The following is a 19,187-nucleotide window of genomic DNA, read 5'->3' as shown; positions in this document are numbered from 1 at the left end:
GCCATATTACAATTGCTCCGCCCGGCGAAGCAAATTTTTCGCTTCTTCTTTATCGGGCGCCGACATCGCGCTGCCTTCCACCAGCTTCTCCAGGCGGGACAATACGCCGCTGCGCGCCTCGTGCTTCTTAAGCAGCCCAAGCTTCTCTTCATACGTTTCCAGCATGCCTTCGGCCCGTTTAATGTGCTCGAACACCGCTTGGCGGCTAATTTCAAACTCCGCGGCGATTTCGCCGAGCGAAAAGTCGTCCAGAAAATAATATCGTAAAAAAGTCTGCTGCTTTTCCGTCAGCAGCGCTTCGTAAAAATCAAACAAAAGGTTGATCCGGTTCGTCTTCTCAAGTCTATTCTCTTGACTCATTTGGGCACTCCCCCTCCGTCAAGGAAAAACACTTTACAGCGCATCAACTTTTCCTATGATACCTCAGTGCCGGATAAGATGTCAAGCATTTTCCCTTAACATGTTGAAAAGCCCGGTACACCGCCGCTTACGCAGTAATAAACATCCCGAAAACAACAATAAAGCCGCCTTGCGAACGGGGCGCAAAGCGGCTGTCAAAGATGTAAACTCAGTGATGGGGAAGCAAATACAGCAGGATCGCAAAAAAATGAGTAACGCTCCCGCCCAGCACGAACAGATGCCAGATCGCATGGTGGTACGGAAATCCCCGCCAGACGTAAAACACGGTGCCCAGCGTGTACAAAACGCCGCCCGTAACGAGCAAAACGATGCCCTGGGACGCGACAGCCGCCGTTAACGGCCCCCACGCAATCACGATCAGCCAACCCATAATGAGGTAAAATACCGTCGACAAAAACAGGAATCTTTTTACGAAAAAAGCTTTAAACACGACGCCGAGCAGGGCAATCCCCCACACCGTCCCGAACAGGCTCCACCCGAGCGGGCCGCGCAGCACCACCAGCAAAAAAGGTGTATACGTCCCGGCAATGAAGATGTAAATGGAGGAGTGGTCCAAAAACTCGAACAAATCCTTCGCTTTGCCTTCTTTAAAGCTGTGCACCAGCGTCGAGCACAGGTAGAGCAGCAGCATGCTGGCCCCGTAGATCGTAAAGCTCACAACATGCCAAGCCGTGCCCTTGATGCTGGAAAACACGATCAGCAGCACCAGGGCGGCCACGCTCAACAGCGCTCCGATCCCGTGCGTCACGGCGTTGGCGATTTCCTCCCTGCGGTCAAAAGTATGCGTACTCGCCATCCCTGCCACCTCCTTATTTTTGCCTTGCTAAAAAATCTGGGCTATTACCATTCTACGTTATCGGCCTTCATACGGTGCATGAGCTTCGCCCATCTCCGAATCAGGCTTCCGCCGAAGCCTCTTCGTCATTGATCAGCCCGGCGAACAGTCCGTGTACGAACTGCTCGGAATCGAACTTCTGCAGGTCGCCGATCTTCTCGCCGAGGCCGACGAATTTCACCGGCAGGCTCAGCTCCTGGCGAATCGCGACGACGATCCCGCCCTTGGCCGTGCCGTCCAGCTTGGTGAGCACAAGCCCGGTGACGCCGCTTTTTTCCCCGAACAGCTTGGCCTGGTTCAGGGCGTTTTGGCCGGTCGTCGCATCCAACACCATCAGCACCTCATGCGGCGCGCCGGGAATTTCCCGCTGGATGACGCGGTAAATTTTGTTCAACTCCTCCATCAGGTTGGACTTGTTCTGCAGCCGGCCCGCCGTATCGCAGAGCAGAATGTCCGCTCCCCGCTGCTTGGCCGCCTGCACCGCGTCAAACATGACCGCCGCCGGATCTGATCCGGCCTGCTGCTTGATCACATCGACGCCAACCCGCTGGCCCCACACCTCAAGCTGTTCGATCGCCCCGGCCCGGAACGTATCGCCCGCCGCCAGAATTACTTTTTTGCCCTGCTGCTTGTAGTAATGCGCCAGCTTGCCGATCGTCGTCGTTTTGCCGACGCCGTTGACGCCGACGAACAAAATAACGCTGATCCCGTCTTGGCTCAGATGTATTTCGTTGTCCTCATCGCCGCGCAATAGCTCGGTCAGCTTTTCGGACAGCAGCGGCTGCAGTTCGGCCGGGTCTTCGATCCGGCGCTGCTTGACTTCTTTGCGCAGATCGTCGATCAGCTTCAGCACCGTATTCACGCCCACGTCGGCGCCGATCAGGATTTCCTCCAGCTCCTCGAAAAATTCTTCATCTATTTTTTTGCGGCGGGTAACCAGCTCCGCGACCTTCTCGACAAAGCCCTTGCGGCTTTTTTCCAGACCGTCCCTGAACTGTTTCGTTACCGATTCCGTTTTTGCCGCGATGCTTTCCCGCAGTTTCTTAAAGAAACTCATACAAGCTATATCCTCCTTTGGTCTGTCCGGGTATGTATATGTAGCGATCCTATCACAACTTAAAGGAAAAAAAGGGCGTTATTTAAATCCATTCGGACGTCGCCCGCAACATAGCGCAATAATATGGCGCTATCCCTGGAAAACCTACGCAAAATCCGCTTTATTCACGCTTGTCTCCAAAATAGCGCCATGGATTACCGTTAATTTTGAAAAGACGCTCGGTTGCCCTGAAATAAGGCCATAAAATGCCGTTAGTTCACTTCGGGCGGCCCTCTTCATTATCGCACAATGCTTGCCGCCAGGCAATTTTGCGCCAGTTGCTTCAGGGGCTTCGCATCCCCGGATCAAGCGATTTCCATCGTATCCTCGTCGTCCAGCTTGACCGAAACGAGCTTGGAAACGCCGCCTTCCTCCATGGTCACGCCGTACAGCACGTCGGCCTCCTCCATCGTACCTTTGCGGTGCGTCACGACGATAAACTGCGTCTGCTCGGAAAACTCCCGCAAATATTGGGCAAACCGCGACACGTTCGCTTCGTCCAGCGCCGCCTCGACTTCGTCGAGCACGCAAAACGGCACCGGCTTCACCTGCAGAATGGCAAACAGCAGTGCCATCGCCGTCAATGCGCGCTCTCCCCCGGAGAGCAGCTGCAGGTTCTGCAGCTTTTTGCCCGGCGGCTGGGCGACCACATCGATCCCCGTCTCCAGCAGGTTGTCCGGATCGAGCAGCACCAAATCGGCGCGGCCGCCGCCAAACAGCTTGGAGAAGACGATGACGAACTCGCGCCGGATGGCGTCAAACGTCGTCTTGAACCGTTTGGACATTTCCTCGTCCATTTCGCGGATAACCTGATACAGCGTCGTTTTCGCTTCTACCAGATCGTCCTTTTGCTCGGTCAGGAACTGATACCGCTCGTTGACGCGGTTGTATTCCTCGATCGCGCCGAGGTTCACCTCGCCGAGCAGCGTGATCTGCCGCTTCAGTTCCTTCACCTCGGCCTGGGTCTGCGGCACGTCCTCCGGCACCGCGTAGCGCTGCTTGGCCAATTCGTAGCTCAGCTCATAGTCTTCCGACAGCTTGCGCAAAATGTTGTCCAGCTCCACGTCGAGCCGGTTGGCCTGGATTTCCGTCTGCCGCAGCTGCTCTTCCACGGCCTTCAGACCGATCCGCTGCTCTTTCGTCTCGCTTTCGCCTTCCTCCAGCTTCTTCATGAACACGGTCCGCGACGCGCGCTCCATTTCCAACTGCTCGCCGGCGCGCTCCTTCTTCAGCTTGAAATCGTTGAGCTCTTCACGCTGCCGCACGCTCTGCTCTTCGTTCTGCTGCAAATCCGCTTCGATCGACTGCAGGATCGTGCGGTTCTGCTCCAGTTCGCGCTGCTGGATTTTGTATTCTTCCTCGGCGCGCCGCAGCTGTTCGCGAAGCGAGGAGCATTCCTGATCCAGCTTGCCTTCGCGGACCTTGAGTCCGGTCAGCAAGTCCTGCAGCTCTTCCTTCGCCGATTCGCTCGCTTTGCGGGCAAATTCGGCCGCGCGGATCGACTGCTGCACGGACTGCTCCTCTTTTTCCAGCTCCGCGAGGCGTTCCTCGGCCGCTTTTTTCGTCGCCTCCAGCTCCTCCAGCTCTTTCTGGTAATGGCCTTTTTCCTGGCCGTAGAGCTCGAACTGCTCCGATACATGCCGCCATTCGTGCTGAGCCTGCTTCAAATCGCCGGCGACGGCTTGTTCCTCCGCCCGCTTGGCGTCGCCCGCCTCGCGCAGCCGGTTCAGGTCGCTCTCCGACTTGGCGACCTGGCTGCGGACATCGGCCAGGCCTTTGCGCAGCTTATCCAGCATTTCCTCGCTTTCGCGGATGTCGGCGGCCAATTGGTCCAACTGGCGCTTGCGGCCCAGCAGGTTGCTGTTCTTGCGGTGCTGGCTGCCCCCGGTCATCGAACCGCCGGCGTTGACGACATCGCCTTCGAGCGTAACGATCCGGAAGCGGTATTGGCAGCGGGCCGCCATTTTGTTCGCTTTTTCCAAATCGGTGGCAAACACGACGTTGCCCAGCAAGCTGCCGACGATATCGGCGTAACGCGGTTCATAGCCGACCAGTTCGGCGCCGATGCCGACGAAGCCTTCGGCGTCCTCCATGAGCCGCTTGTCCGCCGGAGAAATTTGCCGCGGGCGGATGACGTCGAGCGGCAGAAACGTAGCCCGCCCAAGCTGCCGCTGCTTCAGAAAGGCGATCGCCTGCCGGGACACGGCTTCGTTCTCCATGACGATGTGCTGCATTGCCCCGCCGAGCGCCGTTTCCACCGCGATTTCCAGCTTTTCGGGAACGCGGATCAGCTCGGCCACGGCCCCGTGCACCCCGGGCAGCACCGATTTCTTGGCGGCTTTCAGCACTTCCTTGACGCCGAGCATAAAGCCGTCGTAATCCTCTTCCATTTCCTTCATCGTATCGCGGCGCGACACCAGACCTTCGCGTTTCTGCTCCCATTTGCGAATGCCGCCCTGGCTTTCCTCCACGAGCTTCTGCAGCGATTGGTGGCGTTCGCTTTCCTGGATATATTTGCCGCGCAAATCGGAAATCTCTTTCCCCAGCTTCTCCAGCGCCGCTTCCAGCTCGCTTTTGCGCGCTTTCAGGCGCTGCTGCTCCTCGGTCCACTTGACGCCTTCCTCTTCGGCCCGATCCATCCGCCGCTTTACGCTTTCCTTCTGCTGCTCGGCATAATGGATTTCGTTGCGCGCCTGCGCCATCTGATTCATGATCTCCAGCAGCTGGCCCTTCAGGCCTTCCTCCTGGGCCTGGCTGATGCCCCCGGTTACCCCGATCAGCTTCGCCTCTTCATCCGCCAGCTCGCGGCGCAGCTCCTGAAGCTGCTGCTCGGCGGCGGCGAATTTGGCCGTAAGCTGCTCCAGCTCCTGCGAACGCTGAGCGTAACGCTCCTCGCTGACCGCTAAAGACTGCCGCAGCTGCTCCCGGTTCTGGGCCAGGTTTTTGGCCCGTTCCTTGAGCACCTCGCCGTAGCCTTCGCTTTTTTCGTAGCTTTCGCTGTACTCCAGCAGTTGCGCCTGCAGCTGTTCGATCCGGTCTTCGACCTGCCGCAGCGCCAAGCGGTCGCTTTCCAGTTTGGCGTCATGGGCGGATACGACCGTGGACAAAGCGAGCTGTTCTTCCTGCAGCTTGGTGAGTTTAGCGTTGGCCTCGCTCCAGGACTCATGAATTTGCTCGATCTGATGGACGTACAGCGAAATCTCTTTATTTTTCAGCTGCTCGCGCAGTTCCTTGTATTTCAGCGCTTTTTCCGATTGCTCCTTCAACGGCCCGACTTGATCCTCCAGCTCGCTGATCAGATCGTGAATCCGCAGCAGGTTTTGCTCCGTATCATCCAGCTTGCGGCGGGCGTCGCGCTTGCGGCTTTTGTACTTCACGATTCCCGAAGCCTCTTCAAAGATCCCGCGGCGATCCTCCGAACGCGTGCTCAAAATCTCCTCGATCCGGCCTTGTCCGATGATCGAATACGCCTCTTTGCCGATCCCGGTATCCATAAACAGCTCGGTAATATCCTTCAGGCGGCAAGCCTGCTTGTTGATGTAATATTCGCTTTCCCCGCTGCGGTGGACCCGCCGGGTTACCGTCACTTCGCTGAAATCGAGCGGCAGCGCCTGGTCGCCGTTGTCCAGCGTCAGCGAAACCTCCCCGTAGTTCACCGCCTTGCGCGCATCGCTGCCGGCAAAAATGATATCCTCCATCTTGCCGCCGCGAAGCGATTTGGCGCTTTGTTCCCCGAGCACCCAGCGGATACCGTCGGAAATATTGCTTTTACCGCTGCCGTTTGGTCCTACTACAGCGGTAATGCCGCGGACGAATTCCATTTCCGTCTTGTCCGCGAATGATTTGAAACCCGCTAGCTCGATCCGTTTCAAAAACATACGTTCACGATCACCTCTAACGACTATTGTAACATACAGTAAGGCGCGGAGCACAGGGCAAACGAGCGGGCGCCGAGACAAGCGAGAGTCCGCCTTGATCGCCCGCCTAGCCTCTTGAATTCTCCGGCACGTTTTGCTAGTCTGGTAGACATACTAATATTCGGTAAAAGGAGCTCTGATGATGAGGCACTACATGCAATCGATCCGCAACTACTCCAAAAACCAAAGCCGAGCTGGGCGCACCGCCGCAATTCTGTCCCTAGCCGTAACCATTACGTTTTCGGCCGGCGCCGTTCTCTATCCGGCGGCCACGGCAAACGCCGCAGCCGTATCGCAAATCGCCTTTGAAGGAAAGGCCGTAACCAGTGTCGAGCCGTTGATGTACAAAGGCGCAACCTTTGTCTCGTTAAGGGAAACCGCCGAACAGCTTGGCGCTACCGTGCGCTGGAACCCTGCCGAACGCGTTACCGAACTGAAGCTCAATGGCGATACGATTCAGCATCGGCCGGGAACGGCCGTTTTTCAGGTGAACTCTTATTCCGTTCAAGCCGCTTTGCCGTCTTTTCAAAAGAACGGAAAGACGATGGTGCCGCTAAGAACGCTGGCCGAAGTTCTGAAAGCCGACCTTTCAACTCTTTCGCTTTCCGGGGGGACCTCCGTCAATCTGACGCGTGACACGGCAACGCTCATTTCCGCAAAAACCAAACAAGCGGACCAATATTTGATCGATCAACAATATTCGGGCATCGCCCTGATCGCCAAAAACGGGCAAATCCTGCTCCGTAAAGGCTACGGCTACAGCGATGAAAACCGGCTTGTCCACGCCGACCAAAAATCGCGCATCGCCTCCTTGACCAAGTCGTTTACCGCCGCCGCGGTTATGAAGCTGGCCGAAAAGGGCAAACTCAAGCTGGACGATACGCTGGAATCCTACATACCCGGATTTCCGTCCGGCGACCGGATCACCATTCATATGCTGCTCTCCCATACCTCCGGGATAACTTCCAACATTCCCCGAGAACAAGGCATGACGCTGCAGCAGACGGTCGACGCGATCAAAAGCAAACCCTTGCTGGCGGAACCCGGGGCCGAATTCAAATACAGCAACGGTGGTTATGTGCTGCTTGCTTCCATCATTGAGCAGGTATCCGGGATGAAGTATGGGGATTATCTGAATCAGCAGTTTTTTCAGCCGCTCAATATGGACGATACCGGAGAAGCGGATGCATCGACTCAGGTCATTAAAGGCTATATCCGTCAAGGGAAGGATTGGACGCTCGCGGGCGATTACGTCTCCCCCTCGGGGACGGGCAGTTTGTATTCCACCGTGGACGACCTGTTGAAATGGGATTTGGCCTTAAATACGAATAAAGTGCTGCAAAAAGCTTCGCTGGAAAAGATGTTCACCCCCTATTCCGAAAAAAACTACGGATACGGCTGGATGATTAAGCAGCAGGGAGACCGTACGATCGTCTTTCATAATGGCAGCGGCACGGGCTACGCCACAGGGTTGTCCCGGGAAGCCGGCGGAGGCGTTACGATCATCCTGCTCGGCAACCACGCCGGGATCGATATGCTGGAGCTGATGGATAACTTGCGCGGGCTGGTTAAATAGGAACCGAAAAAAAGATCGAAGATCAGAGCTCTGATAAAAGAGCCTGTCTTCGATCTTTTCGCATATCGATTTATTGCGAACTTCCGCCGAGACGAACTTCCCCGGTCTCCCGGTGCCAATCCAGCGGGATTCCCAGCTTCTCGCAGATTAGCTCAAGCGGGTACAGTGTGGAGTTGGCCAGGAACGGCAGCTTAACCTCCTCCTTCGCCGCCTTCCCGTTTATCAGCAGCACCGGCCGGCTGCTCTGTTGAAATGCCACGGTCTGCCCGTTATAAGCGAAAGATGCCACTGAATAGGACCGATTGTAGTTTTTCGGATCGGGTTTGGACGGCACGGTTTTGGTTTTGACGCCCAGCGCTTCAAATACACTACTATAAGGTACGTACAGTTTGCCGTCAACGATAGCCGCCGTCGCGTAAAATTGCACATCCTGCCCGTTGACCTTAAATGAAATAGGAGGCAGCACTTGAGCAATTCCGCCGTCTTTGATCTGCTGCGAGCCGCTGTCCGTTCCCATGCCGGAGTAGTAGCCGTCGCCCCATGCCAGCAGTTTTCCGTTTTTGCCGATCGCATACCCGGTTTGATCGTAAGTGCCCCCGATCGCCTTGATCCCGGTGAGTCCCTTTACCTGAAACGGTTTGGCCGACTGACCCGTGTTGTAATTCCACTGCCAAACAGTCCCGTCATCCTTCAACATATACAGGCGATTATATCCCGTCTTAATCTCCTTGATCTCCTTGACCGGCCAGTAAAATTTCCCTTCAAGCCAGCCGGTATTGGCCTGCCGGAAATCTAACGGTTGCAGCCGCCGCTATTTTACGAAAAATGAACTTGCTAAATTCTTACGGCTATCGAGCGGCGTTATTTGCTTTAATCCAGGTTAAAATAGCCGGTTTGTCCGGCTTGATCTTTGCAAATTGATTTTTCGTCACAAAAAATTAACTTATTGGTTCAATTTAACCCATTGACCAACCTTCAAAATATGGCTATATTTACTATATAACGGAAGCGAATCCGTTGATTAGCTTCGCGTCTTCCATTGAATCAGCGCGGGGTTTAAGGGGTGGTTTATTTGAATCATACAACCTCGATTCTTACGCAAATCAAAAATTTTATGGGGCAAAACGGTTTAACCTTACACCGGTTAAGCCAAAAAGCCGAAATCAACACCGGCTCGTTAAGCTCGATTTTAAACGGGAAACGCTTGTTGAGCGCGCCGCATCTAGATTCGATCACCGCCGCGTTGGCTTTACCCAAAGGTTATTTTTACGAACAGTATATTGAGGAATTTCTCGCCCAAACCGCACCCGATTGGCGGAGGGTCCGCCCTTTTTTGGACCGGTGCGCGGAATTGGACAAGCTGGAATGCATTCGGCAGGTCACGGGTATTTTACTTGACAACCTCATGTATTTGCCCCTGTTGTTCGAAGCCGCGGAGGATTTTTTCCATCGCGGGCGGAAGGAGGCCGCCGCCATCCTGTACGAAAACGTGGCGATGAGCGAAAAAATGCAGCACTCGGAGCGGCTTGCGATGTGCCATTATCGGCTTTTCCTAATTGCTTTAAGCGATGATCAAGATAGTAATTTAAGGGCAGCAGCACAGTTTGAAGATCATGTAAGCCGGCTGGATGTTGCCGATCAATTGGACGCTCTCAAACAACTTGCTCATATTTATTATTCATTGCACCAATGGAAAAAGGTAGATGAAATCGCTCAGGAAATGCATAGAATCGCTTCCATTCAGTACAAGCATCATTGTCAGTCGGCACGTAAAGAACCCGAGCAGAAGCGGTCGAAGAGACCCTTGTATTTTTACATTATGTATTCACATTTGTTGCGCTCGGCGGTTTGCGAAGAATGTAATGACTATGAACAGGCCCTAAAATTTGTTGCTTACTATGCGGATGGCAGCTGGATACAGGAAAAAGATGAGACAGCTAAGCAAACAGCAGAGCAATTTCAGGAGTGGGCAACGGCCAATTCCTATTTGTACCGTGTAATGAGCGGAGATATCGAAGTATTACCTGATTATGTAGAGTGTATTTTAACTAGGAGAGGCGAAATAACCCAGGCTTTATACAAAATTTTGCAGGCAGCAAACCGATACTGCTGGAATGTGGACAACGTTCTTGAGCGTCTCTCTGCTCATATTCCTTATCAAGCTCATCGAAGCCGATTTGGTGATTATAATAAACAAATAACAACAGACCAGTACGCCAGATTTCTATTTGAATTAGCAAATTACTACTTACAACGTCAACGGCGCGAAGGCATTGAACTATTACTGCAAAGCTTGGACTTTTCAGCCAGTATTAACTGTGAAAGCAACGTAGTTCGCTGTGTGGATTTATTTGAACAAAATCGCCATAATGCTGGAGAAGAGGAAAGACAAAAATACAAATTTCTGATTAGAAAGGTGGTGGAGAAGCTCAATGAAAAAGATTATGACAATGTGCTCAGCAGCGTTTAGTTTCATTTTCCTCATTGCTTTATCTGCTGATTACACTCAAGCATTGATCAAAACAATGATACATGGAGTAGGCGGCGGTTGAGATCATAATTTAACTTTCGCAGAGCCAATATCGGCTTAACCTCCATGCTTGACCGGCCTGGTTCTGACCTTTAATCGCAAATCGTACAACTCACTTTGCTTCCATTTGCTCAATCATTCGTTTAATCGCATTTCATACAATTATTTCCTCTTCTCTTTGTCTCTTTTTCAAAAAGTAGCGGAGCAACTGCAGGTTTTACACTTTATCAAATGCTGTGGCAGTATTTCCGGATCAGTAAGTTGTACATCTTGCAACTATTCCTTCTACAATGGACCCCTACATTTCTAAAATAGAGGAATAAAGCTCCTCTACACAAAAAAGGCTGCTCCCAGGTTCCAAAACCTGCGGAGCAGCCTTTTTATTTCGCGACTTAATCTCGGGAATCGGACGCCTTCAACACATTCAGCGCTACAGCCGCGGCCTGCTGCTCGGCTTCCTTTTTGGACCGGCCGGTTCCCCGGCCGAGCGCGCGGCCTTCCATCCAAACTTCGGAGACGAATTCGCGCTCATGGGCGGGCCCCCGCTCTTCGATGATCCGGTATTCCAGCGTGCCCATATTATGATGCTGCGTCAGCTCCTGCAGCTCTGTTTTGTAATCGCTCGTCTGCAGTTTCCCGTCAAAGGTCAGCTGGGAAAATACATGGCGATGAAGGAACGCAGTAACGGCTTCCAGGCCCCGATCCAGGTATAACGCGCCGATAAAAGACTCAAACACGTCGGCCAGCAGCGCCGGGCGCGTCCGTCCCCCCGTCAGTTCCTCCCCTTTCCCTAACAATACGTAATGGCCGAATTCCAGACTTTCGGCGAATCTCACCAGCGACGGCTCGCATACGATCGCGGCGCGCAGCTTTGTCAGTTCGCCTTCGGGACGGTCCGGAAATAACCGGTATAAATGCTCCGAAACGGTCAATTCAAGCACGGCATCGCCAAGAAACTCCAGGCGCTCGTTATCCTCATACTGACTGAAGCGGTGCTCGTTAACGTAAGATGCATGGGTGAAGGCCTGTTTCAAAAGCTGCCTGTTTTGGAACGACAGCCCAAGTTTTTGCTGTAACTGCTTCAGATCTCCATTCACCGGACTTAACCCCTTATGCTTCGAGTTTCTTCATAATGATCGTGGCGTTGTGTCCGCCGAAACCGAAGGAATTGGACATGGCCACCCGCACATCGGCCTTTCTCGCTACGTTGGGAACGTAATCCAGATCGCATTCCGGGTCCGGATGCTCCAGATTGATCGTCGGCGGGATTACGCCGTGCTTCAGCGTCAGTCCGCAAATCACGCCTTCGACGCCGCCCGCTGCGCCCAGCAAATGCCCGGTCATCGACTTCGTCGAGCTGACGGCCACCTTGTAGGCGTGATCGCCCAGCGCGTTTTTGATCGCGATCGTTTCCGAGCGGTCGCCGACCGGCGTCGAAGTGCCATGGGCGTTGATATAATCGATCTGCTCAGGCGCGATGCCGGCATCGCGGATCGCCATCTTCATGCAGCGCTCCGGCCCGTTCGGGTCCGGTTCGGTCATATGGTGAGCGTCCGCGCTAAGCCCGTAGCCGATGATCTCGCCGTAAATTTTCGCGCCGCGCTTCTTCGCGTGCTCCAGTTCTTCCAAAATAAAAATCCCCGCGCCTTCGCCCATAACGAACCCGTCGCGCTCAAGGTCAAACGGCCGGCTCGCTTTCTCCGGCTCGTCATTGCGCGTCGACATCGCCCGCATGGAGCAGAATCCCGCCAGACCGGTCGGGCGGATCGTCGCCTCCGCGCCGCCGCAAATCATCACATCGGCGTCACCCCGCTGGATGAGCTTGTACGAATCGCCGATGGAATGAGTTCCGGTAGCGCACGCCGTCACCGTCGTCGTGTTGGGCCCTTTGGCGCCGAACAAAATCGAGACGTGACCGGAAGCCATATTCGCAATCATCATGGGAATAAAAAAGGGACTCACGCGCTTCGGGCCTTTTTCCAGCAAAATGTTATGCTGATCCTCCCAGGTACCGAGACCGCCGATCCCTGAACCGATCATCACGCCCACACGCTCGGGGTCGGCCTGCTCGCCAATGTTCAAGCCGCTGTCCTGCAAAGCGCTTTTGGCTGCCGCCGTGGCAAACTGAACAAAGCGGTCCATTTTCCGCGCTTCCTTGCGGTCCATGTAATCTTCGGGATTAAAGTCTTTCACCGATGCGGCAATGCGCGTCGGATATTCACTAACATCAAACGAGTCGATAGCGGAAACGCCGGACTTCCCCTGCACCAGGTTGTTCCAAAACGTATCCAGATCTTGTCCGAGCGCGGTTATGGCGCCCATCCCCGTTATCACTACTCTATGCCTCAAACACACTCACCTCGTATGGACTACATGTGTACCATGCAAATGTTTTTTAAAAAAAGAAAACGACCTCATGTCAAAATGAGGAGAAGTCCCGCCTACTTATAAGGAGGTACGGGACTTTGGAATGACATTAGGTATGAGATTGTATGTAGTTTACAACTTCACCTACGGTCGTAATCTTCTCAGCATCTTCGTCTGAAATTTCCAGATCGAATTCATCTTCCAACTCCATGACCAATTCAACTACGTCGAGCGAATCAGCACCAAGGTCATCTTTGAAAGACGCTTCCAGCGTCACTTCGGCTTCGTCAGCGCCGAGGCGATCCACTACAATGCGTTTTACGCGTTCCAATACATCGGACATCCGGTTCACCTCCTCTTTGGTATTATACGAGAATTGCCGCTAAAATGCCATAGAAGCGAGGGATGCAATTACATATACATCCCGCCGTCGACATGGAGCGTTTGTCCGGTCATGTAGGACGCGCCGTCCGAAGCGAGAAATACGGCGACATTCGCGATTTCCTCCGGCTGGCCCAAACGCGCCAGCGGAATGCCGGCCAGCGTGCTTTGACGCAGTTCATCAGACAACTTGTCGGTCATGTCGGTTTCGATAAACCCGGGCGCGATGCAGTTCACCGTAATACCGCGCGAGGCCAGCTCGCGGGCCGACGATTTCGTCAGACCGATAACCCCGGCTTTGGCCGCTACGTAATTGGCCTGCCCCGCATTGCCGAGCACGCCGACGACCGAGGAAATGTTGATGATGCGCCCGGAGCGCTGTTTCATCATCGGCCGGGTCACGGCTTTAATGCCGTTGAATACGCCTTTGAGATTCGTCTCGATGACCTGATCGAACTCTTCTTCCTTCATGCGCATAATTAAATTATCTCTAGTAATGCCCGCGTTATTCACCAGAATGTCGATCCGGCCCCAGGCGTCCAGCATGCCTTTGACCATATCCTCAAACTGCTGGCTGCTTCCGACATGGGCTTTGACGGCGTACGCTTTGACGCCAAGCGCCTCGATTTCGGCGACAACGCCCGCCGCTGCCTGTTCGTTCCCGGCATAATTGACGGCCACATCGGCCCCGGCTGCGGCAAACGCCAGCGCGATGCTGCGCCCGATGCCGCGCGACGCTCCGGTAACGAGGGCGGTTTTGCCCTGAAGCGGTCTACTCATCATGTTCATCTCCTTTCAGCAAATTTTAGAGGTTGTTCAAACAATCATCTTTTGAAAACCTGACTTTTTGAACTCGTACTTTATGAAATTTCCATTTTGTCTATGTCGCCATTCTTGAAGCACGGCCCGCTGCTCTCCATCCGGCCGGCTTGCCGCCGAAACGCCGGATCCTTCAGCCAGCCGTATCGCTCCTTTGCGGCGATCCGCACCTTAGCATCAGATGCGGGTCTGAACGCTATCCCAGCGCGGCCGCGGTTTGCTCCAGGCTCTGAAGGCCGCTCACGTTGAACAGACGCACCGATTTGTCGATTTTTTTGATAAGTCCGGTAAGCACGCTTCCCGGCCCGATCTCCACGAAGGTGTCTACGCCCTGCGCAATCAGCCAGGCAACGCTGTCCTCCCAAAGCACGGGAGAATACACTTGCTCAACAAGCAGCTTGGAAATATCGCCCGCGCTTTGAACCGGGCTTGCGGTCACATTCGCAACGACCGGAACGGAAGCATCCTTAAACGTTACGCCCGCAAGCTTGTCCGAGAGACGCTCCGCCGCCGCTCTCATCAGCGAGGAATGAAACGGTCCGCTGACTTCAAGCGGGATCGCCCGTTTGGCCCCGATCTCCTTGACGCGTTCGGCGACCTGCGCAACGCCTTCCTTGCTGCCGGAGACGACGATCTGCCCCGGGCAGTTGACGTTGGCGAGCTCGACCAGCGCTCCGCCGGCGGTAATATCCGCGCAGAGCTGGGCCAGCGCTTCGCGTTCGCCGCCAAGCACCGCGGCCATCGCCCCCTGCCCGCCGGGCACGGCCTGCTCCATATACTCGCCGCGAGCGCGCACGATCGAGACGGCGTCTTCAAAAGCAAGCGCCCCGGCCGCCGTTAAGGCGCTGTACTCGCCCAGGCTGTGTCCGGCGACATAATCCGGCGCAAAGCCTTTGGCCGCAAACGCCTGGTGCAGCGCCACACTGGTCGCAAGCAGCGCCGGCTGCGTGTTGGCCGTCTGCTTCAATTCGCTTTCCGGCCCTTCAAAAACAAGCCGGGTCAGCGGAAAACCCAATTTTTCATCCGCGATATCAAATAAGTTCCGGGACGAAGGCAGCGCGTCATATATATCCTTACCCATTCCGACGCTTTGGGAACCCTGTCCGGGAAAAACAAATGCCAATTTGCCCATCTTGTAGCACTCCCCATTTAAAAAATACCCTTTGTCAAACCCGGCGGCTTACCACACCAGCACGGAAGCCCCCCAGGTCAAGCCGCCGCCGAAACCGACGAGCAGCAGCGTGTCGCCTTCCTTCATCCGGCCTTCCTCCGCCGCTTCAACGAGCGCGAGCGGAATCGAAGCCGCCGACGTGTTGGCGTATTTGTCTACATTAATGACGCATTTCTCCTCCGACAAATTCAGCCGCTGCATCGCCGATTGAATAATGCGGATATTAGCCTGGTGCGGCACGAACAAATCGATGTCCTCTTTGCTCTTGCCCGCTTTGCGCAAGACTTCCTCGGTCGCGTTCTCCATTACCCGTACCGCGAATTTGAACACTTCGCGGCCGTTCATATAAAGGTAATGCTTACGCTCCGCAACCGTCGTCTCCGAAGCCGGAAGCCGGGAGCCGCCCGCAGGCAGGTTAAGCTGCACGCCGCCGGCGCCTTCCGCGCCCAGGTCGAAAGAGAGGAAGCCGCGTCCTTCCGGCACCTCGCCGAGCACGACCGCGCCCGCGCCGTCGCCGAACAGCACGCATGTATTGCGGTCCGTATAGTCGGTGATGCGGGATAAGGTGTCGGCGCCGATCACCAAAGCGTTTTTGTACATTCCCGTCTGAATAAAACCGTTGGCCGCGGCCATGCTGTAAACGAACCCCGAACAGGCGGCGGACAGGTCGAACGCGGCCGCTTTTTTGGCCCCGAGCTTATCCTGTAAAATGCAGGCCGTGGACGGAAACGCCATATCCGGCGTAATCGTGGCCACGATAATCAGATCCAGATCCTCCGCCGCCAAGCCCGCGGACTTTAACGCCTGCACTGCGGCCTCATACGCCAGGTCGGACGTCGCTTGCTCCGGAGCGGCGATATGGCGCTCCCGGATGCCCGTCCGCGACACGATCCACTCGTCATTGGTATCCACCATTTTTTCCAAATCGGCATTCGTCAACACTTTTTCGGGAACGTATTTCCCGGTCCCGATAATCCCTACCGAACTTAACTTCATTAGCTTCAATCACTCACTTCCCGCTGATTTCCCGTGCTATGCTCTCCGTCAGTTTGTTTTGCAGCGCTAAACGCGCCTGGCGCACGGCGTTTTTGATCGCTCCTCCGTCCGAAGAGCCATGCCCTTTGACGACAAGTCCGCCAAGCCCCAACAGCGGGGCTCCCCCGTGCTCCTTGTAGTCGAGCGTTTGCTTCAGCCCGCGCAGCGACGGCATCAGCACCGCCGCGGCCAGCTTGTTTTTCCATGATTTCGTAAATTCCCGCTTCAGGATCGAAAACAGCGTGCCCGCCGTGCCTTCCAGCGATTTAAGCAAAATGTTGCCGGCAAACCCGTCGCACACCAGCACATCGCAAGCGCCGGTCAAAATATCGCGGGCTTCCACATTGCCGACAAAGTTGACCGGCAGCTCCTCCAGCAGCGGATAAGCCGCTTTAGTCAACTCATTGCCCTTCATCGCTTCCGTGCCGACGTTCAAAAGCCCGACGCGCGGCTTCGCGATCCCGTGCACCTTCTCGCGGTAAACGCTCCCCATCAGCGCGTACTGAGCCAAATGCTCCGGCTTCGCGTCCATGTTAGCGCCAAGATCGAGCGCCAGCACGCCGCGCTCGTCGACGGTCGGGATCATCGGCGCCAGCGCCGGCCGCTCGATCCCTTCCATACGGCCGACGACGAGCAGCCCGGTGGTCATGAGCGCGCCGGTGTTGCCGGCCGAAATCATCGCATCGGCTTCGCCCTCGCGGACGAGACGGCCGGCGACGACCATCGAAGCGTCCTTTTTGCGCCGGACGGCTTTGACCGGCTCATCCTCCGCTTCGATAATTTCCTCCGCGGGATGAATGCGCAGATTGGCCGGAGCGCCCTCCAGCATCGGCTTTAGCACCTGTTCTTTGCCGACCAGCACGATCTCCGTGTCGCTCCATTCCCTGGCCGCGGCCAGCGCCCCCTCGACGGTGCTTTGCGGCGCATGATCCCCGCCCATGGCATCAATGGCGATTCTCATGATGATTTTCCTCCTTCATGTCTGTCCTCTCCCGTAGAACGGTAAATGACGAAGTTTCCTTGAAACACCATCTCTTCGCCGACATATGTAAAAACCTCTACCCTGGCTTTCCCCTTTTGCCCCGAAGAGCGCACATACGCTTTGGCGATGCACTTCTCCCCCAAATGCACCGAACGGATAAAGCGGATATCCGCGGAAAACGTCAGCGCGATTTCGTCATTGATGACGGCGACGGCCAAGGAATTGGCCTGGGCGAATACATGATGGCCGCGGGCGATGCCGGTCCGGGAAAACACATGCTCCTCGCGAATTTCAAAGATCGAGATCCCGCTTTTGTCCAGCTGCAGGTCCACGATTTCCCCGATGACTTCATGGAGCGGCAGCGACCTGACCTGGTCGTAAGAACGCTCCGCCATCAGCTTCATCCGCTCCCGCAGCTCCGGGATCCCGAGCTCCATCCGGTCGAGCCGGATCGTCTGAATGCTGACTTTCAGCCGCCGGGTGAGCTCCTGGTCCGTGATGAACGGATTTTCTTCGATAATTTGGACGAGCTGCTGCTGTCTCGCCTTTTTGGGCAAACGTTCGATGGGTGTTCCCCTCCCTGATGATCATAGAGACAGTTCGTCACTGAACTGAACCGGCTAAGCCCTCTATACTTCCAAATTTCCAAAACATGTCGTCCAAAGTCTGCAAAACTGCAGTTCTTTGCGGCTGTCCAAGCGAATTAACGCAAATTCCCGCAAAACTGCAGGAGCTGCAGGCCTTCCCTCGCCGTTCATCATTCACGCCGAAAAAAACTGCACTTTTGCAGGAATCTATTTTTAGCATTAGAACCTGGTACTAAATTTTAGTATAAAACATCCCGGGGCAAAAAGAAAGTGGCATTGCCGGAAACGTTGCGGGCCGGGGATTTTCGGGCAACCTCCGCGGAGCGGCCGGGAAGCGGCTGCCCGGGAAGCGGCTGCCCGGAAATTCTTCCCCCATTCACGCGGAACCTCCCGGCAAAAAAAATAGCACCTCACCGAAATGAAGTACTACTTGGAATTCATGATACAGCTTATTGACCGATAATTTCTCTCGATTTGTATGTTCCGCAAACTTTGCATACGTGGTGAGCAAGCTTCAATTCTCCGCATTGTTCACATTTCACCATGCCCGGCACAGCCAATTTAAAGTGCGTGCGGCGTTTGTCGCGGCGCGTTTTGGACGTTCTCCGTTGAGGTACTGCCATGGTTCCCACCTCCTTATTCAAGTCAACCCATTTCACGGTGTGCTTTATTCGTGTTTTACTGCTTGTTTTTGAAAAAATCACCGAGCGCTGCGAGGCGCGGATCGATCACTTCGGTGTTGCAGCCGCATTCCCGTTCGTTCAGATCGGCTCCGCAGTTGGGGCAAAGCCCTTTGCAGGATTCCTTGCAGACAGCGGCAAACGGCAGATTCAGCAATAACGTTTCCTCCACATATGGCGTCAAGTCCAATTTGTCCTCGGCGACATATTGCAGATCGTCGTCTTCGTCCTGCGCTTGCATGTCCATCTCGGGATCGTCACTTTGTTTGAAGCTCTCTGCAAATTCCGCTGCGACCGTGCGTTTCAAAGGCTTCAGACATCTGGAGCAAGTCATGTCGAGTTCGGCCGTCAGCTTGCCCTTGACATCGACCACTCCGCCGCCGGAGGCTTCCGCCCGCAGATCAACCTGAAGCGGACTGATCCCGGTAATGTCCCTGCGGCCTTTAATAATCCGGCTGACATCCAAGGTCTGATGGATCTCCACCGGAGCTTCCGACGATGACACCTGGCGAAAATGAATAAACATCAGCATCACTCCAAGCAAACAAAATTTATTATACCGATTTCAAGCAAGTTTTGTCAACAATATAGCTTAATTCGTGGTATATTTTGTAGGAAAAGCGGCACAACACATAAATCGGCGCTTAAGCGCAGAACAAGTGCAAAAGCGTAAAAAGCACGAAAAAAACCAACGGTTGTGAGCGACGCTATTTGGGTAAAAAATGAGCGAGTACAAAATGTAACGGTTACCGCCGAGCTTAATTCCCGTTTTCCAGCAGAATTGGGGCGGT

At 54.8% G+C, this 19,187-nt stretch carries 17 protein-coding genes and 1 pseudogene; 2 read left to right on the top strand and 16 right to left on the bottom strand.

All coding sequences use genetic code 11. The features are described from left to right. Positions 1-6 precede the first annotated feature (6 nt). The 4 genes from NYE69_RS17085 to smc all read right to left on the bottom strand — a co-directional run bounded on the left by NYE69_RS17085 (position 7) and on the right by smc (position 6,229). Positions 7-360 (bottom strand): putative DNA-binding protein, encoded by a 354-nt coding sequence (locus NYE69_RS17085; protein WP_328272116.1) that lies wholly within the window; start codon positions 358-360, stop codon positions 7-9. A gap of 208 nt (positions 361-568) precedes the next feature. After that, entirely contained in the window at positions 569-1,216 is a 648-nt protein-coding gene (gene trhA / locus NYE69_RS17080; protein ID WP_036622178.1) for a PAQR family membrane homeostasis protein TrhA, read from the bottom strand. 100 nt (positions 1,217-1,316) lie between these two features. Further along, positions 1,317-2,312 carry a signal recognition particle-docking protein FtsY gene (gene ftsY, locus NYE69_RS17075; protein ID WP_328272117.1) on the bottom strand — a complete coding sequence of 332 codons (996 nt, stop codon included), beginning with the start codon at positions 2,310-2,312 and terminating at the stop codon, positions 1,317-1,319. Positions 2,313-2,656: 344 nt separating this feature from the next. After that, on the bottom strand, positions 2,657-6,229 hold the full coding sequence (gene smc / locus NYE69_RS17070; RefSeq protein ID WP_340927157.1) for a chromosome segregation protein SMC: 3,573 nt from the start codon (positions 6,227-6,229) through the stop codon (positions 2,657-2,659). 181 nt (positions 6,230-6,410) lie between these two features. Between smc and NYE69_RS17065 the strand changes: the two genes are divergently transcribed. Then, complete coding sequence (locus NYE69_RS17065; protein ID WP_328272119.1) at positions 6,411-7,844, top strand: serine hydrolase; 1,434 nt, start codon at positions 6,411-6,413, stop codon at positions 7,842-7,844. Positions 7,845-7,914: 70 nt separating this feature from the next. Here NYE69_RS17065 and NYE69_RS17060 read toward each other — a convergent pair whose 3' ends face one another. Next, the gene (locus NYE69_RS17060) at positions 7,915-8,541 is read right to left on the bottom strand and encodes a stalk domain-containing protein (RefSeq protein WP_328272120.1); all 627 of its coding nucleotides are present in this window, start codon (positions 8,539-8,541) and stop codon (positions 7,915-7,917) included. Positions 8,542-8,916: 375 nt separating this feature from the next. On the opposite strand from NYE69_RS17060, the gene NYE69_RS17055 reads away from it, so the two are divergent. Further along, positions 8,917-10,314 (top strand): helix-turn-helix transcriptional regulator, encoded by a 1,398-nt coding sequence (locus NYE69_RS17055; protein WP_340927156.1) that lies wholly within the window; start codon positions 8,917-8,919, stop codon positions 10,312-10,314. Between the two features lie 452 nt (positions 10,315-10,766). Here the strand turns inward: NYE69_RS17055 and rnc are convergent, their stop codons facing one another. The 11 genes and pseudogenes from rnc to NYE69_RS17000 form a co-directional block, all read right to left on the bottom strand. Beyond that, positions 10,767-11,471: a ribonuclease III gene (gene rnc, locus NYE69_RS17050; RefSeq protein WP_340927155.1), complete on the bottom strand. Its 705-nt coding sequence runs from the start codon at positions 11,469-11,471 to the stop codon at positions 10,767-10,769. Positions 11,472-11,484: 13 nt separating this feature from the next. Continuing rightward, on the bottom strand, positions 11,485-12,723 hold the full coding sequence (gene fabF, locus NYE69_RS17045) for a beta-ketoacyl-ACP synthase II (protein WP_124332706.1): 1,239 nt from the start codon (positions 12,721-12,723) through the stop codon (positions 11,485-11,487). Between the two features lie 127 nt (positions 12,724-12,850). After that, positions 12,851-13,084 (bottom strand): acyl carrier protein, encoded by a 234-nt coding sequence (gene acpP / locus NYE69_RS17040; protein WP_019638123.1) that lies wholly within the window; start codon positions 13,082-13,084, stop codon positions 12,851-12,853. A gap of 68 nt (positions 13,085-13,152) precedes the next feature. After that, positions 13,153-13,902 (bottom strand): 3-oxoacyl-[acyl-carrier-protein] reductase, encoded by a 750-nt coding sequence (fabG, locus tag NYE69_RS17035; RefSeq protein WP_340927148.1) that lies wholly within the window; start codon positions 13,900-13,902, stop codon positions 13,153-13,155. A 235-nt stretch (positions 13,903-14,137) separates the two neighbouring features. Next, the gene (gene fabD, locus NYE69_RS17030) at positions 14,138-15,073 is read right to left on the bottom strand and encodes an ACP S-malonyltransferase (protein WP_340927147.1); all 936 of its coding nucleotides are present in this window, start codon (positions 15,071-15,073) and stop codon (positions 14,138-14,140) included. A 48-nt stretch (positions 15,074-15,121) separates the two neighbouring features. After that, positions 15,122-16,108, bottom strand: a complete 987-nt coding sequence (locus tag NYE69_RS17025; RefSeq protein WP_340930424.1) for a beta-ketoacyl-ACP synthase III — start codon at positions 16,106-16,108, stop codon at positions 15,122-15,124. Positions 16,109-16,121: 13 nt separating this feature from the next. Beyond that, positions 16,122-17,108 (bottom strand): phosphate acyltransferase PlsX, encoded by a 987-nt coding sequence (gene plsX / locus NYE69_RS17020; protein WP_340927146.1) that lies wholly within the window; start codon positions 17,106-17,108, stop codon positions 16,122-16,124. Then, a pseudogene (gene fapR / locus NYE69_RS17015) lies at positions 17,092-17,686 on the bottom strand (transcription factor FapR). Before fapR ends, plsX begins: the two are co-directional and overlap by 17 nt. A 269-nt stretch (positions 17,687-17,955) precedes the next feature. Further along, a complete protein-coding gene (locus tag NYE69_RS17010; RefSeq protein WP_328273393.1) occupies positions 17,956-18,096 on the bottom strand; it encodes a hypothetical protein in 141 nt (46 codons plus the stop codon). Between the two features lie 69 nt (positions 18,097-18,165). After that, on the bottom strand, positions 18,166-18,339 hold the full coding sequence (gene rpmF / locus NYE69_RS17005) for a 50S ribosomal protein L32 (RefSeq protein ID WP_009222962.1): 174 nt from the start codon (positions 18,337-18,339) through the stop codon (positions 18,166-18,168). A gap of 55 nt (positions 18,340-18,394) precedes the next feature. Continuing rightward, positions 18,395-18,922, bottom strand: coding sequence for a YceD family protein (locus tag NYE69_RS17000; RefSeq protein WP_328273394.1), 528 nt, complete (start codon positions 18,920-18,922; stop codon positions 18,395-18,397). Positions 18,923-19,187: the final 265 nt, after the last annotated feature.

Origin of the sequence: Paenibacillus sp. FSL R5-0527, from assembly GCF_038008055.1 — a bacterium.
Classification (GTDB): Bacteria; Bacillota; Bacilli; order Paenibacillales; family Paenibacillaceae; genus Fontibacillus; species Fontibacillus macerans.
Note: the sequence above shows the minus strand (reverse complement) of the source record. Positions and strands in the feature narration are given on the sequence as shown.